At 67.0% G+C, this 14,071-nt stretch carries 12 protein-coding genes; 7 read left to right on the top strand and 5 right to left on the bottom strand.

Annotated elements, in window-relative coordinates; translation table 11 throughout:
* The first annotated feature begins 253 nt into the window (after positions 1-253).
* The 6 genes from JNK99_RS15935 to JNK99_RS15910 all read left to right on the top strand — a co-directional run bounded on the left by JNK99_RS15935 (position 254) and on the right by JNK99_RS15910 (position 7,702).
* The gene (locus tag JNK99_RS15935) at positions 254-625 is read left to right on the top strand and encodes a hypothetical protein (RefSeq protein ID WP_291854891.1); all 372 of its coding nucleotides are present in this window, start codon (positions 254-256) and stop codon (positions 623-625) included.
* Between the two features lie 67 nt (positions 626-692).
* Positions 693-1,949 carry a lytic murein transglycosylase gene (locus JNK99_RS15930; protein WP_291854888.1) on the top strand — a complete coding sequence of 419 codons (1,257 nt, stop codon included), beginning with the start codon at positions 693-695 and terminating at the stop codon, positions 1,947-1,949.
* A 141-nt stretch (positions 1,950-2,090) separates the two neighbouring features.
* Entirely contained in the window at positions 2,091-3,410 is a 1,320-nt protein-coding gene (locus JNK99_RS15925) for an HD-GYP domain-containing protein (RefSeq protein WP_291854885.1), read from the top strand.
* Entirely contained in the window at positions 3,404-4,066 is a 663-nt protein-coding gene (locus JNK99_RS15920) for an ABC transporter ATP-binding protein (RefSeq protein WP_291854882.1), read from the top strand. Before JNK99_RS15925 ends, JNK99_RS15920 begins: the two co-directional genes overlap by 7 nt.
* The gene (locus JNK99_RS15915) at positions 4,063-6,576 is read left to right on the top strand and encodes an ABC transporter permease (RefSeq protein ID WP_291854879.1); all 2,514 of its coding nucleotides are present in this window, start codon (positions 4,063-4,065) and stop codon (positions 6,574-6,576) included. The genes JNK99_RS15920 and JNK99_RS15915 overlap by 4 nt, the downstream gene beginning before the upstream one ends.
* 16 nt (positions 6,577-6,592) lie before the next feature.
* Positions 6,593-7,702, top strand: coding sequence for a lipocalin-like domain-containing protein (locus JNK99_RS15910; protein WP_291854876.1), 1,110 nt, complete (start codon positions 6,593-6,595; stop codon positions 7,700-7,702).
* 21 nt (positions 7,703-7,723) lie between these two features.
* Here JNK99_RS15910 and JNK99_RS15905 read toward each other — a convergent pair whose 3' ends face one another.
* From JNK99_RS15905 to JNK99_RS15885, 5 genes are all read right to left on the bottom strand, one after another.
* On the bottom strand, positions 7,724-9,250 hold the full coding sequence (locus JNK99_RS15905) for a mechanosensitive ion channel family protein (RefSeq protein ID WP_291854873.1): 1,527 nt from the start codon (positions 9,248-9,250) through the stop codon (positions 7,724-7,726).
* A gap of 235 nt (positions 9,251-9,485) precedes the next feature.
* Complete coding sequence (gene moaA, locus JNK99_RS15900) at positions 9,486-10,469, bottom strand: GTP 3',8-cyclase MoaA (RefSeq protein WP_291854894.1); 984 nt, start codon at positions 10,467-10,469, stop codon at positions 9,486-9,488.
* A gap of 220 nt (positions 10,470-10,689) precedes the next feature.
* Entirely contained in the window at positions 10,690-11,478 is a 789-nt protein-coding gene (locus JNK99_RS15895; RefSeq protein ID WP_291854870.1) for a DUF3047 domain-containing protein, read from the bottom strand.
* Positions 11,466-12,122 carry a TIGR04282 family arsenosugar biosynthesis glycosyltransferase gene (locus JNK99_RS15890; protein WP_291854867.1) on the bottom strand — a complete coding sequence of 219 codons (657 nt, stop codon included), beginning with the start codon at positions 12,120-12,122 and terminating at the stop codon, positions 11,466-11,468. Before JNK99_RS15890 ends, JNK99_RS15895 begins: the two co-directional genes overlap by 13 nt.
* Positions 12,097-12,807 carry a TIGR04283 family arsenosugar biosynthesis glycosyltransferase gene (locus JNK99_RS15885; protein ID WP_291854864.1) on the bottom strand — a complete coding sequence of 237 codons (711 nt, stop codon included), beginning with the start codon at positions 12,805-12,807 and terminating at the stop codon, positions 12,097-12,099. The genes JNK99_RS15890 and JNK99_RS15885 overlap by 26 nt, the downstream gene beginning before the upstream one ends.
* A gap of 220 nt (positions 12,808-13,027) precedes the next feature.
* Between JNK99_RS15885 and JNK99_RS15880 the strand changes: the two genes are divergently transcribed.
* Entirely contained in the window at positions 13,028-13,852 is an 825-nt protein-coding gene (locus tag JNK99_RS15880) for a formylglycine-generating enzyme family protein (RefSeq protein WP_291854860.1), read from the top strand.
* The last annotated feature ends 219 nt before the right edge of the window (positions 13,853-14,071 follow it).

The following is a 14,071-nucleotide window of genomic DNA, read 5'->3' as shown; positions in this document are numbered from 1 at the left end:
GTCGCCTTTGTCTGTAGCATTCGTTTCGTCGCCGGGACACTCCCTCCCCCTCCCCCTCCCCCCCGAGTGCCACGGCGACAGCATCACCCGGCCCGCCCAGCCCCCCTCTGGCGGGCCGTTTCTTTTTGTACACCACGCCGGACAGCCATCTTCCCGGCCCTCCGTGCGTGCTCACCGTCTGGTCGGTCCGCCGGGCAGACCGTACAATGCACGGACATAGCGCTCGCCGCAACGCGGCAACAAGAGGACTTCGATGAGCAGCAACAAGCAAACAGACAGTTTTTCACAGTTCGGCCTGCCGCTGTCCGGCGGCGTTCTGGCCAGGCTGCTGACGATGAGTGCTGGCGCCCTCCTGCTGGTCGTCGGCTTCATGTTCTCGCTGCTCGCACTGGGCGTGCTGCTCATTGGCGGGGCGCTGATTTTCGCCTATCTGAAATGGAAAACCCGCCACCTGCATCGCCAGCCCGGAGAGCCGGCGGAGCCACGACCAGCAGCGGGCGGTCAGGCAAGCGGACGAGTGATCGAGGGAGAGGTGATCGGTGACGCGGAATACGATGCGCGGCCCCGACCATCGACCAAACGACCGGCCAAAGACCTTCCCGCGCCCTACGACCGGCAACCGTGATCCGACGCGGAGCGCTGAGCCGCTGCCCTTCCCTTGCCGCAACAACCGCTCTCCCCGGCCCTCGACCATGAAACCTGCCTGCCTGACCGCCACTCTGACCCTCACCCTGACCCTGATCGCCGCAGCGGCTGCCGGCGAGGCAGGCGTTTCTGCCGAACGTTTCAGCGCGTGCCTCGCCGGCTTGCGCACCGAGGCAGCAGGCAAGGGTGTCTCGGCGACCTCCTTTGATCGCCTGACTCGCGACCTGACTCCCGACCCGAGCGTGCTCGAATTCCTCGACTATCAACCGGAGTTCCGAACGCCAATCTGGGACTATCTCGCCGGCCTGGTCGACGACGAGCGGGTGGCCGACGGCATGGCGATGAAACAGCAATGGGCAAGCCCACTGGCCAGCGTAGCGGAGCGCTATCGCGTCGATGCCGACACGGTGGTGGCCGTCTGGGGTGTCGAGAGCAATTTCGGGCGAAATTTCGGCAAGCGACCGCTGCTCACGTCGCTCGGCACCCTCTCCTGTTTCGGACGGCGGCAAGCCTTCTTTCGTGGCGAGTTTCTGAGCACGTTGAAAATCCTCGACACCGGCGATATCGCACCCGAGCGCCTGGTCGGCTCCTGGGCTGGCGCCTTCGGCCATACCCAGTTCATGCCATCGACCTTCCTGCGCCTGGCGGTCGATGGCGACGGCGACGGCAAACGTGACTTGATGGACAGCGTCCCCGACGCGCTCGCCTCAACCGCCAATTTCCTGCACAAGGCGGGCTGGCGCACGGGTGAGCCCTGGGGCTACGAGGTCGTGCTGCCGCCAGGCTTCGATACCAGCGTCTCCGGCCGCACCAACAAGCGACCACTCGCTTACTGGAGCGGGCGCGGCGTGCGGCGTGCCGACGGACAGCCGATCGCCGCCGCGGAAGCTGCCGCCGGACTGCTCCTGCCGGCTGGTCCGCGCGGCCCCGCTTTTCTGGTGTTGCGCAACTTCGACGTGATCTACGGCTATAACGCTGCCGAAAGCTACGCCCTGGCCATCGCCCACCTCGCCGACCGGATCAAGGGCGGCAAGCCCTTCGTGACGCCGTGGCCGACCGACGATCCCGGTTTGTCGCGGCGTGAGCGACGCGAGCTACAGACCCTGCTGACCGGCCGCGGATACCCGATCGGCGAAATCGACGGCATGATCGGCGCCAATTCGCGGCAAGCCATCCAGACCGAACAGAAACGTCTGGGGATGACCGCCGACGGCCGTCCGGGACAGAAACTGCTGGCCGCACTGCGTGTCGCGGCGGCCGAAAAGCCGGTCGGCACGGCCGTGCCGACGACGCCGACCCGCTGAATGGCGCCGGCCGTGCTGATCGACGCCGCCCGGCATCCAGCAAGCGCAGGCGGGTGGCTAGCACTGTCCGGAGCAACTGCCCTATAGTGCCAGTTGTCGCGCATCAGGTCAGCGACACCGCCGCACAGGAGAGAGCACGACATGTCGTCAGCCCCGGACGAGACAGGCCGGCAGGAGGGTGAGATCCTTATCGACGCAGCGCAACTGCGTCCCGGGGTGCACGTCCGTCTGCCGGTGCCGTGGATCGAGCACCAGTTCATGTTCAGCTCCTTTGTCATTGTGGACGAGGAACAGGCACGTCTGATCGCCGCGATGAAGCTGCCGCAACTGTTTTGTGACCCGATGCGTTGCCGGGTACCACCCTTGCCGCCGCCATCGACCGGCAATCCCGCGACCTGTGCGGCAAACCGCGAGACCGCTCCCGACAGAGCCCACCTGGCTGCCCTGACCACCGCCCGCCTGGCCGAGAAGCAAGCCCGCAGCCAGGCCATGGAACGTCTCAGGGAAGGACTGGACAAGGCGCAGAAGCACTATCTGAGTGCGGCAAGGGCAGTGGCCGGCGCGCTTGCTGCGTTTGCCGGCAACCCATGCGAAGCGATCAGGGAAGTCGCCCGGGTGAGCGAGGATTCAACCGCCGCCTTGCTCGCCGACCCCGACAGCGCGATCGTGCTGATTGCCGAAAAGGCACACCAGGACGGACACGCCGCCCACTCACTGTCGGTGATGACCCTGTCGCTGTTGCTCGGCAAGCAGGCCCAGTTGCCACCAGCGGCGCTGCAGGCGATCGGTATCGGTGCCCTGCTCCACGATATCGGCAAGCTGCAGGTCAATCCGGCAATCCTGCGCAACAACCAGCGCAATCGGCACGAGGAAGCCATCTACCAATCGCACTGTCGCAGCGGCTTCGATGCTGCCGCCCGTGCCGGCAGCCTGGCGCAGTCGATACGCCACGCCATCCTGCACCATCACGAGCGTTACGACGGCCAGGGGTTTCCGGATCGCCTCAGCGCCAACGCGGTGCCGCTGGCGGCGCGCGTGGTGGCGATCGCCAACCGCTTCGACAATCTGGTGAATCCGCCGGATCACCGGCGCGCCATCTCGCCGTCGGAAGCCCTGTCGACCCTGTGGATGCGGGAGCGCAGCGCTTTCGACCCGATGCTGCTGCAGCTCTTCATTCGCGCGATGGGCGTCTATCCGCCGGGCTCGATCGTCCAGCTCAGCGACGGTCGGAGCGCTGCGGTGATCGGCTCGGCCGGAGCGGACAAGCCGCTCCGGCCAAAGGTGATGGTCTACGCCCCGGAGGTACCGCGCCGACAGTCGATCATCGTCGATCTGGCGCTCGACGACGGTCTGAGCATCGAGCGTCCGCTACGCCTGCAGGATCGAACGATCGATGAACTCGACTACCTTCTCCCCCGCCGCAAGATCAACTGGTCTTACATGGCCGAGCGGACGTGCTGAGCGTCAGCGGACTGGCCAAGCGCCATGCGCAAGCCAGCGGACCGCTGTTCACCGGCCTCGGTTTCACCGTCGGGACGGGAGAAATCGTCGCCCTGGTCGGCGAATCGGGAGTCGGCAAGAGCACCCTGCTCAACTGCATCGCCGGTATCGAGAGCGCGGACAGCGGCGCGATCGACATCGGCGCACCGGCAGTGAATATCGTCGGCCTCGACGAAGCGGCGCGCGCCGCCCTGCGGGCGCGCAGCATCGGTTTCGTCTTCCAGGCCTTTCACGTGCTGCCGACGCTGACCGTTGCCCAGAACATCGCCGTGCCGCTGCTGCTCGCCGGCGTGCCGCGCGAGGAACACACGGCACGCACGCAAATACTGCTCACCCGGGTCGGCCTGCCAGGTTTCGCTGGGCGCTGGCCTGCCTCGCTGTCGGGCGGCGAATTGCAGCGGGTAGCGATCGCCCGCGCCCTGGTCCACCACCCGGCGCTGATCCTGGCCGACGAACCGACCGGCAACCTCGACCCGCGCACCGCCGGCGAAGTGCTCTCGCTGCTGCTCGAACAAGTCCGCGAGCAGCAGGCGAGCGCGCTGATCGTCACCCACTCGCAGCACGTCGCGCTGTGCTGTGACCGCATCCTGACGCTCACCTCGGACGGTCTGCAATGAACACGCTGGCCTGGTGGCTGATCCGCGCCCAGTTCCGCAGCTGCCGCGTCGCAACGCTCCTCTCGATGCTGGCGATCGCCCTCGGCGTTGCGCTTGGCTACGCCATCCATCTGATCAACGACGCGGCGCTAACCGATTTCTCGCGGGCGATGAAAACGGTGCAGGGAGAGCCCGATGCAGTGATCGCCGCACGCGACAGCGCCGGCAGCGTGGCCCTGAGCAGTCTCGAAGAGATTGCGCGCGACCCGGCCGTGCTGGTCGTCGCAGCGGTGATCGAAACACGCGTACGCATCGGCCATTGGCCGGCACCGGTTCGCCTGATCGGCCTGGATGTGTTCACGGCGGGAGTGGTGATGCCCGGCCTGCTGCCCCGGCAGGCCGAGCCAGCGCCGACCGGCAGCATCCTCGAAGGAGGGGTATACGCCTCGCCGGCGCTGCTCGCCAGGCTCGGTCTGCCGGTCAACGCAGCGCTGACGCTGACCCGCGGCGACCAGCAATGGTCGACCAGCATCGCCGGCGACCTGCCCGCTGCCGGACCTGATGAACTACTGCTGGTGGCCGACATCGCCTGGGTGCAGGAGCACTTCGGACCGGCCGATGCGGTCAGCGAGGCGCGCCTGCGCCTGGCACCGGATGCCGATCCGGCAAGCTGGAGAGCCAGGCTGGCGCAACGACTGCCGGCCGGTCTGCTGCTGCGCGTGGCGGACGACGACAGCGCGCGCGCCGCCAACCTGTCGCGCGCCTACCGGGTGAACCTCAACGTCCTGGCACTGGTCGCCCTGTTGACCGGCGCTTTTCTGGTCTTCGCCACCCAACTGACTGCGGTTGCCCAGCGCTCGACGCAATTCGCCCTGCTCGGCGTGCTCGGACTGACCCCGGCCAGGCGGCTGCTGCAGGTACTGCTCGAAGCACTGGCCATCGGCCTGCCGGGTGCGCTGCTCGGTCTCGGGCTGGGTTATGGCCTCGCCTTCGCCTTCACGCGCCTGCTGGGTGGCGACCTCGGTGGCGGCTATTTCCCGGGCAGCGCCCCGATCATCGTGCCGCAGGCGACTTCGGCACTCGGCTTCCTGTTCCTCGGTTGTATCGCCAGCCTGGCTGGCGCGCTCTATCCGGCCTGGCTGAACCGCCGGCAAGCGCTGGTGCAGGCGCTGAACAGCGGATTCGCGCAGATGCCGCGGGCTGGCCGGAACGCCCGCCGGCAACTGCTGCTGCCGATCGGGCTGGCGCTGACGGCAGGCGCGCTGCTGCAGTTGCCACCGCTGTTCGAACTGCCGTTGGCCGGCTACGCGGCAATTGCGCTGGTTTTGGTGATCGGCATTTCCGCTGCGCCGCTCCTGACGCAGCAACTGTTCGGCTGGGTCGCCACACGCTCGCTGCTGCCAGCGCCACAACAGATCGCCCTGCAGAACGTTGCGCAGGCACCGCTGATGGCACAGGTGGCAGCCAGCGGACTGATCGTCAGCTTCGCCCTGACCGCCAGCATGGTGATCATGGTGTCGAGCTTTCGCGTCGCCGTCGATCGCTGGCTCGACCACGTTCTGCCCGCCCCGCTCTATCTGCGCAGCAAGGCGACCCCCTTACCACAGGACCTGCTGGCTGCCCTGGCCCGGACCGATACGCCATTTGCCCATGTCGAACGTACCGCTCATGCCTTGCTGACGCTTGATCCGCAAAGACCCGGTGTCGGTCTGCTGGTGCGCGAACTCGAGCGCAGCAACCCGGGCGAGCGACTGCCCTTCAGCGGGCCGGTGATTGCCCCGCCGCCCGAGATGGCAGTGGTCTGGATCAGCGAGGCGATGCACGAAATCTATCGCCTCTCGCCCGGGCAAACAATCCACCTGCCGCTTCTCGGACGCGAGGTCGAGGTCTTTGTCGGCGGAGTCTGGCGCGACTACGCCAGACAGTTCGGTGCCGTGGCGATCAGTCGCGACGACTATCGCCGGCTGGGCGGCGATTTTCGCCCGACCGACCTGGCCCTCTGGCCGCTGCCCGGCCAGGAGGCCGCCGCCGCCGAATGGCTGCGGCCCTACACCGCCAGACACGGACTCGAACTGGCGGAAAGCGCTGAAATCCGCCAGCTCAGCCTGTCGATCTTCGACAAGAGTTTTGCCGTCACCCATGCCCTTGAAGCGGCCGCCATGCTGATCGGCGTCTTCGGACTGGCGGTAACCCTGGCGGCCAGTGTCTGGCTGCGTGCGCGCGAACTGGCGACGCTCGGCGCGCTGGGCTTCGACCGCCGCATGCTGAGCCGTTCCGTGATGCTCGAAGGCGCCCTGATCGCCGCCGTCGGTCTGCTCATCGGCAGTATCTGCGGCACCGCGATCGGCGCCGTTCTGACCCACGTGGTCAATCCGCAGGCCTTCCACTGGCACATGCCGTTGGACATTCCGTGGCTGGCGCTGCTCGCAGGCGTCGCATCGACCCTGGCGACGGCCATCTTCGCCAGCCACTATGCCGCCCGCCAGGCAACCCGGCTGCCGGTGGCACAGGTACTGGCCAGCACCCAGTGAGCGGCGACTGCTAGCGATGCGACGGCGCAGCTTTCTCGCCACCCCCCTGCTGCTGCCCGCACTGGCGAGTTCGGCATCAGCACGGCAGGCGGTCGCCTATCCGCCGGTGACCCGCGGCCACCACCTCGTCTTTCCACGCGATCACGGGGCGCACCCGGAGTTTCGTACCGAGTGGTGGTATGTCACCGGCGCGCTCGACACGCCGCAGCAGGATATCGGCTTTCAGCTCACCTTTTTCCGCAGTCGGCCAGGCACCGCCGAAAATCTGCATTCACCGATCGCCGCGCGGCAGATCGTTTTTGCGCACGCGGCACTGAGCCTGCCCGGTGACCGGCTGCGACACAGCGAACGCGCGGCGCGAGCGAATCTCGGCGCCCGCTTCTCCAGCCTCGATTGCGATGTCGGCATCGGTGCCTGGCGGATGTTCCGCCAGGCACGCGGGGCGGACGAGGAGCTCCGCCTGCAGATGCAGAGCCCGCAGTTCTCCTGGGAGCTGACCCTCAGCCCGACGCAAGCCCTGTTGCTGCAGGGCGATCAGGGCTATTCGCCGAAGGGCCACGCACCCGGTCTGGCAAGCTACTATGTTAGCTGGCCGCAGTTGCAGGTCGCCGGGACACTGGTGTACGCAGGCCGGCAGCAAATGGTCAGCGGACGCGCCTGGTTCGATCACGAATGGTCGACGGCGCTCTTGGGCGAGGGTGCTGTCGGCTGGGATTGGCTCGGCATCAACCTCGCCGACGGCGGCGCGCTGATGGCTTTTCGCATGCGCGATGCGGTCGGAGCAACGCTCTATGCACACGCCGCGTGGCGTGACGCCGGCGGCCGGCTGCGTCAGTTCGCACCCGACAGCGTCCGCTTCACGCCGCTGCGCGGCTGGTCGTCACCGCGCAGCGGGGCGACTTATCCGGTGCAGATCGAGATCAGCTTCGGCGAGCAGAGCGTGCGCACGCTTCCGCTGCTCGACGATCAGGAACTGGCCGCCAGCCGTCCGACGCCGGTGGTTTACTGGGAGGGACTGGTCAGGATCGAGGGCAGCCTGAGCGGGCGCGGCTACCTCGAAATGACCGGCTACGCCGAGCGGCTGCGCGTCGCCGGGCATTCTGCCCGTTTGCCGGCGGCCGGATGAGCAGCGGGTCGCCGGTGCTGATCAAAGGCCGATGAAGCTGCGGATCTTGTCGAGCATTCCTGCTTTCGGCGCATCCCCGCCGGCTGGCTGGTCCACGAAGCGGCGCGTGAACTCGTCCAGCTCGGTCTCGCGACGCGCCAGAATCAGGGCAAACGCTTCGGCCAGTTCGGGCCGCGACTGAATGAGCTGTTCGAGCGTCGCCTGATCGAGGCGGTAGCACACCAGGTCCGTCCTGGCAACGACCGTATCGCGCCGGCGTTCGCCGGTGAGCACGCCCCGTTCGCCGAAAGTGCTGCCGGCGGGTATGGTTCGGAAAAGCTGTCTCGGCTGGTCGCCAAACTCGACCCACACCTCGGCCTCGCCAACCGTCAGCAGGTAGAGCCAGTGAGCCTCGTCGCCCTGCCGGAAGATCACGTCGCCACTGACAAAGGGCGCAAAAACCAGGTGCTGGCTGATGGTCAGCAACTCGCGCTCGTCAAGCCTGGCAAAGATCTCCAGCTTGCGCAGATCGAGCAGCCGGCGTTCGGTCTCGCGCCGCTGGATCGACTCGCGGTAGGCGTCGTTCTCCTTGGTGACGAGCAGGGATTGCTCCGGCACCGCCAGGCGCATTCCGCCACGCTGCAGGGCAGCCAGGACATGGACGCGCACCGCGGAATCGGTCGGATCGTCGGGCTGCGGATCGAGCATCCAGTAACGCAGGGCATAGCGCGCATAGCCCGGACCGAAGTCCATCAGGACACAGGTCGGCGCCGGCTCGGCGGCCACGTTGGGAATCTCCGCAACGGTGATCGCCTTGACGACAGCATCGATCACCCGGGTCGGAGGAGAATCATGGGTGACGTTGAACCAGATCCATCGCCGCCACGGCCAGTTCGGAATGTCCTCCCTGCCGTACACCGTAAACCGGCCGCGCATCAACTGGCTGTTCGGAACGATGACCACTTCCCCGTTGCGCGTGCGGATCGTCGTCTGCCGCCAGCGCACCTGTGCCACCCGGCCGGTCAGCTCGTCCACCCTGATCCAGTCGCCGGTGCGCAAAGAGTTGTCGAGCTGCAGGGCGACTCCCGAAAGCACATTGCCCAGGGTGTCCTGCATGGCCAGGGCAAGCACTGCGGTGATCACCGCCGAGGTGGTCAGCAGACTCGACGGGTCGAGGCCGACGATATGCAGCCGGGCCAGGATGAACGCCGCGTAGAGCACGAGCACGGCGATATCCTCCGCGATACGCGGCACGACGATCCCGACGCGCGGCAGAATTGCCCGGAAGGCAAAAATCGCCGCCAGGCGGAACAGGGCCATTCCCGATCCGATGACGAAGAGTTCATGCAACATCACCGCCAGGCGTGAGTAATCGAGTCCTTCGAGAATGGCACCGAAGAGCTGGCCCAGCAGGCAGAGGACGAAGACGACAAAGGTGCCACCGACGCGCCGGCGTTCCCTGGCCAGCAGGCGCAGCGACAGCAGGCTCAGGATCACGGCGCCAGCGATGATGAACTTGGTCTCGGGCAGCCAGAAGTAGGCCCAGATTCTTTCCAGCAGTTTGTCCATCGCCCCCCTTTCACACTCAGTGTCCGGCTGGCGCTCCGGCCGCCCGCCAGCACCAGGCAATGCACTACGCTCGTCGCCTGCCCACTGCAGATCGGTGGTCCGTGCCTGACGGCACGGGAACGGACGACGCGATGCGTGACAACCGGCCCTGGTGGTGGATCGGGCAGGTGCCGCGGCGACCAGCGTACACCGCCATGCGGCGGCCGGCGGCTCCGGCGCACGCCGGAGCGGGTGCTCAGCCGCCGGTCATCGACATGAAGCGCACCACCTGTGGGGTATCCATCTGGTGAGCGAAGTCATGACCTCTGGCCTTGATCCCCATGCCGTGCATGATCGCTTCGCCGAGCGGCCGGTCGTCGTCCGGGTGCGCACGCAGCAAGGGCAGCAGCGGCACGGCATCGTTGTTGCCCAGGCACGGGTAGAGGTCGCCACGCGCGGTGAAGCGCACGCGATTGCAGCTGTCGCAGAAGTTGTGACTGTGCGGCGAGATGAAACCGACGCGCGTCACGCTGCCGGGAATCCTCCAGTAGCGGGCAGGTCCACCGCTGCTCTCGGCGGATGGCACGAGGACGAAGCGATTCTGCAAGCGGGCGAGCGCTTCGTCGCTGCTGAAATGGCTGGACCGACGACCCAGCCCGCGGTCGCCGAGCGGCATCTCCTCGATGAAGGAAATGTCGATGCCACGTTGCACGGCAAAGTCGACCAGGTGGACCAGCTCGTCGTCGTTGCCGCCGCGAATCATCACCGTGTTGATCTTCAGGCGCTGGAAACCGGCCGCCTGTGCCGCGTCGAGACCACGCAAGACCTTGTCGAGATCACCGACCCGGGTAATCTCCCGGAAACGGCCTGCACGCAGCGTGTCGAGGCTGATGTTGATGCGCTTGACACCGGCCGCCTGCAAGGCCGGGGCAAAACGATCGAGCTGCGAACCATTGGTGGTCAGCACCAGCTCCTTCAGGCCCGGCAGGCAGGCGATCCGCTCCAGCAACCAGATGACATTGTGCCTGACCAGCGGCTCGCCACCGGTGACGCGCAGCTTGCTGACCCCGAGAGCAACGAAAATGCGGGCGATGCGCAGGCATTCCTCGAGCGTCAGCACCTGCGCGCGCGGCAGAAAAACCATTTCCTCCGCCATGCAGTAGTTACAGCGAAAGTCGCAGCGGTCGGTGATTGACAGGCGCAGGTAGCTGACATGCCGTCCATGGCGGTCGACCAGCATCCCGCCAGCCCGGCGCGCGGCTTCCGGCAAACCACGCGGCAACTGGCCAGGCGGCGATTCAGGCACGGCTTGCGACATCGGCAACTCATTGCGCATGGGAGGAACTCCCCCGGGCATGCCCGTGGCAGGGGAAAAACGAGAACGGTTGGCGGCGCATTATAGCCGAGTTTCCCTCTCCCCCACGCCGCTATCGACCGCCACAGGCCAGTCTCAACCGTCCTCATGGGTACGTCTCGAACGAAAGGTCAGCAAAGCGGGCTTCGACGCGCTCGCCGGTGTTGTCGGTGTCGGCACCCAGCGCGACGCCCGTAACGGGCATCAGCGGATCGCCGAAAGCAGCGCGGAAATCCGCCGCGACATCGCGCACCACCTCCCGCCATTGCCCGGCGTGCGTCGCTCCCGAATCGACGACGATCATCCGCAGACGGTCACTGTAGGCATTCCAGCCGGACTCGCCGACAGACTGCGCCGTCCCCCAGACATAGCACAGCGCCGCCGCCGGCAGATCGCTGCCATACAGCAGGCGCGCGGTCATCATCTTCATCCGGTCGCCGACGCTCAAACGCTCGGACGGCAGGTCGAACAACACATAGACGCGCGCCGCATAGTCGTCGCCCGCCTTGCGCCGCAGGTCGGACGCGCTGACCGGCCTGGAAACGCGCCAGCGCCACCGGAGCAGCGGTGTCGCCGCCAGGTCGACACGTTGCACAGCCAGCAGGCTGGACGCCGAACGGTCGGAAATCACCCGCAGCACGCTGACTCCGCCATCCTTGACGATGTCGAACCGGTTGGCGCGCTCGACCGAAGGCAGAGTCTGGTGTACCCAGGCGGCAGGCAGACTGTTTCCCGGCTGGACGTTCGCAAACCTTGCCAGCTCGACGCGCCGCACGCCGCCACTGTCCTCGGCGCAGGCAGGCCGCAGCACGAGCAAGCCGAGCACGGCGGCGCACAACGACGGCACCAGCACGCCCAGCGCCACGCGGCGGCGTGGTGCCTTCACCGACCCCATGCAGCGAATCCGTCAAGCCCGGCCAGGCGCGCCAGATCGGCCGGCCGGTCGACGTCCCACAACCCGGGCAGCTCGACCCAGCGCAGATGCAGGCGCGACAACCGCTGACGAGTCTGCTGCATCACCCGCTGCGTACCCCATTCGATCGCTTCGAACAGCTCCGGCCGGGGACGACGCAAACCGACCAGCACGTAACCACCATCGTCGGCCGGGATGAACACCGCGTCGTTGCCGCTGCCTTCGTCTCCCGCCAGCAGGGTTTCGCCTGCGGCGATCAGATCGGCCGGTTGCAGGGCCGGACAGTCACTGCCGATCAGCAACGACGGACCGGACTGCACGGCAAAGGCCGCCGCCATGCGCTGGCCGAGATCGCCATCCGACTGGCAGCGCAGCTCGACACCGCAGTGCCACCGAAGGGCGCGAAAAAAACGCTGCCGCTCGTCCGGTGCCGCCCACAGGCAGACCCTGCCGGGGGCCGCCCGCTGCGCGACGGCCAGCGCGCGCAGGGTCAGTCGGCGCTGCAGGCGGGCGGCACCAGACGCGCCGAGCACCGGAATGAGGCGCGTCTTGGCGGTACCCGCCTGCGGCGCCCGGGCGAAGACGGCGATGGCAGGTGCCTCAGGGCTGTCGCGGAACATAGCCATAGCGAATCGCCAGTTGCCGTGGATCGGCACCGAAGAAGTAACTGACTCGCAAACGCCACATCAGCAGGATCGTGCGCAGCACGCCATGCTTCTCCCAGCGCCGCCCGGAGGTCGTCACCCGTGCGCGCAGACAGGCCGGTCGTCCCATTCGCTTGAGGCTCTGCGACAAGGCGATATCTTCCATCAGCGGCAGATCCGGATAGCCACCAAGGCACTCGAACACGGCACGGCGAACGAAGATCGCCTGATCGCCCGTGGCAATCGAGGTCAGGCGCGAACGCCAGTTCATCATCCGTTCGACGACCCGCAGCAGCGGCGAACATCCGTCGATGCGCACGTCGAACCGACCCCAGACCGCCCCACCCTCGATCGCCGTACGAACCAGTTGCTCGGCCTCGGCAGGCAATCTGGTGTCGACATGCAGGAAAAGCAGGACTGCACCGCGGCTCGCCTGCGCCCCGGCATTCATCTGAACGGCCCGACCGCGCGGCGCCTCGAGCAGCCGATCAGCTACCGGCCGCAGCAATTCCGGCGTGCCGTCGTCACTGCCACCATCGACCACCAGCAATTCCATCCCGCGTCGCCGCAACTCGGTCAGTGCCGCGATTTGCTCCCTGAGCGTTGCCGCTTCATTCAACACCGGCAGGATTACTGACAGAAAGGGACGATCGATCGGGGTTTCCATGGCGACACGACGGGGAAAAACGGTTCACCGGACAATGGCCGTCGAAAGCGGACCGACCGCCGCGGCCGGCACGGGTATCGACGGAAATCCAACCTTAGCATACATCGCACGGAGCATTACCCCGAGCCAGGCCCTTCGCGGTATATTGAACGCCATCGCGTAAACCAGACGGCGTTCCGGCAGGGGTGCGCCGTTTCCGAATCAACGAAGAACGAAGACCATGCCCGCCCGCCCAACCGCCAGCAACCCGCGGACCGATTCCGCCGAACCCTTCCCGGTGCCCGGCGCCGGCGACCTGCTCGATGACCCCTTCGGGCGATCGCTGCGACTTGTGGTAGGCAACGCACGACAAGCGTTTCGCTGGATCCGGCCCGGGTGTTTCCAGATGGGATCGCCGGCCGACGAAACGCAGCGCGGGGTCGCCGAACTGCCGCACGAGGTGACGATCAGCCACGGCTTCTGGCTTGCCGACACGGCGTGCACGCAGGCTTTCTGGACGGCAGTGTGGCCGGTCAATCCCAGCCACTTTCAGGAAGACCCGCGACATCCGGTCGAGAACGTCGCCTGGCACGATACGCAGCGCTTCCTCGCCGAACTGAACCGCCGGCTACCGGGATTGAACGCCCGCCTGCCGTACGAGGCGGAATGGGAATATGCCTGCCGTGCCGGGACGACAACGCCGTTCTCCTTCGGCAACCAGATCACCACCGAACAGGTCAACTACCACGGCGATTTCCCATACGCTGACGGGATGAAGGGCGTCTATCGCCAGCGCCCGGTGCCGGTCGCCTCGCTGCCGCCCAACCCCTGGGGACTGTACGAAATGCACGGCAACGTCTGGGAATGGTGCGCCGACTGGTATGCCGACTACCCGGGCGAGCCACAGGTCGACCCGCGCGGCCCGACGTTCGGCAAGATGCGGGTCTTGCGCGGCGGGACGTGGAGTGACCCGGCCCGCTACGCCCGTTCGGCCACGCGCAGCCGCATCGAACCCGTCTACCGGCCGCGCAGCACCGGTTTCCGGCTGGTCATCGCGCAGAGCTGAGGCCGGCCCGGCGATACCGTAGTCAGGCAGGCGCAGACTGCGCCCGCCGCCAGCCGTGCCGCTGACCTGGCGCTTGGCGCCGACAGGCACAACAAGGACACGCCGGTGCTTCAAACCCGGGATCGTGCAGGCCATCGGAAGCCACGCCCGGCAACCCGGCAGCGGGAAATTTGTCGCCACGGCGACCACGGGTCGCCTGCACCGCCTACAATTCACCGT

The organism is Accumulibacter sp. (assembly GCF_016789985.1).
Taxonomy (GTDB): Bacteria; Pseudomonadota; Gammaproteobacteria; order Burkholderiales; family Rhodocyclaceae; genus Accumulibacter.
The sequence above is the reverse complement of the archived record's forward strand: the minus strand, read 5'-3'. Positions and strand labels throughout refer to the sequence as shown.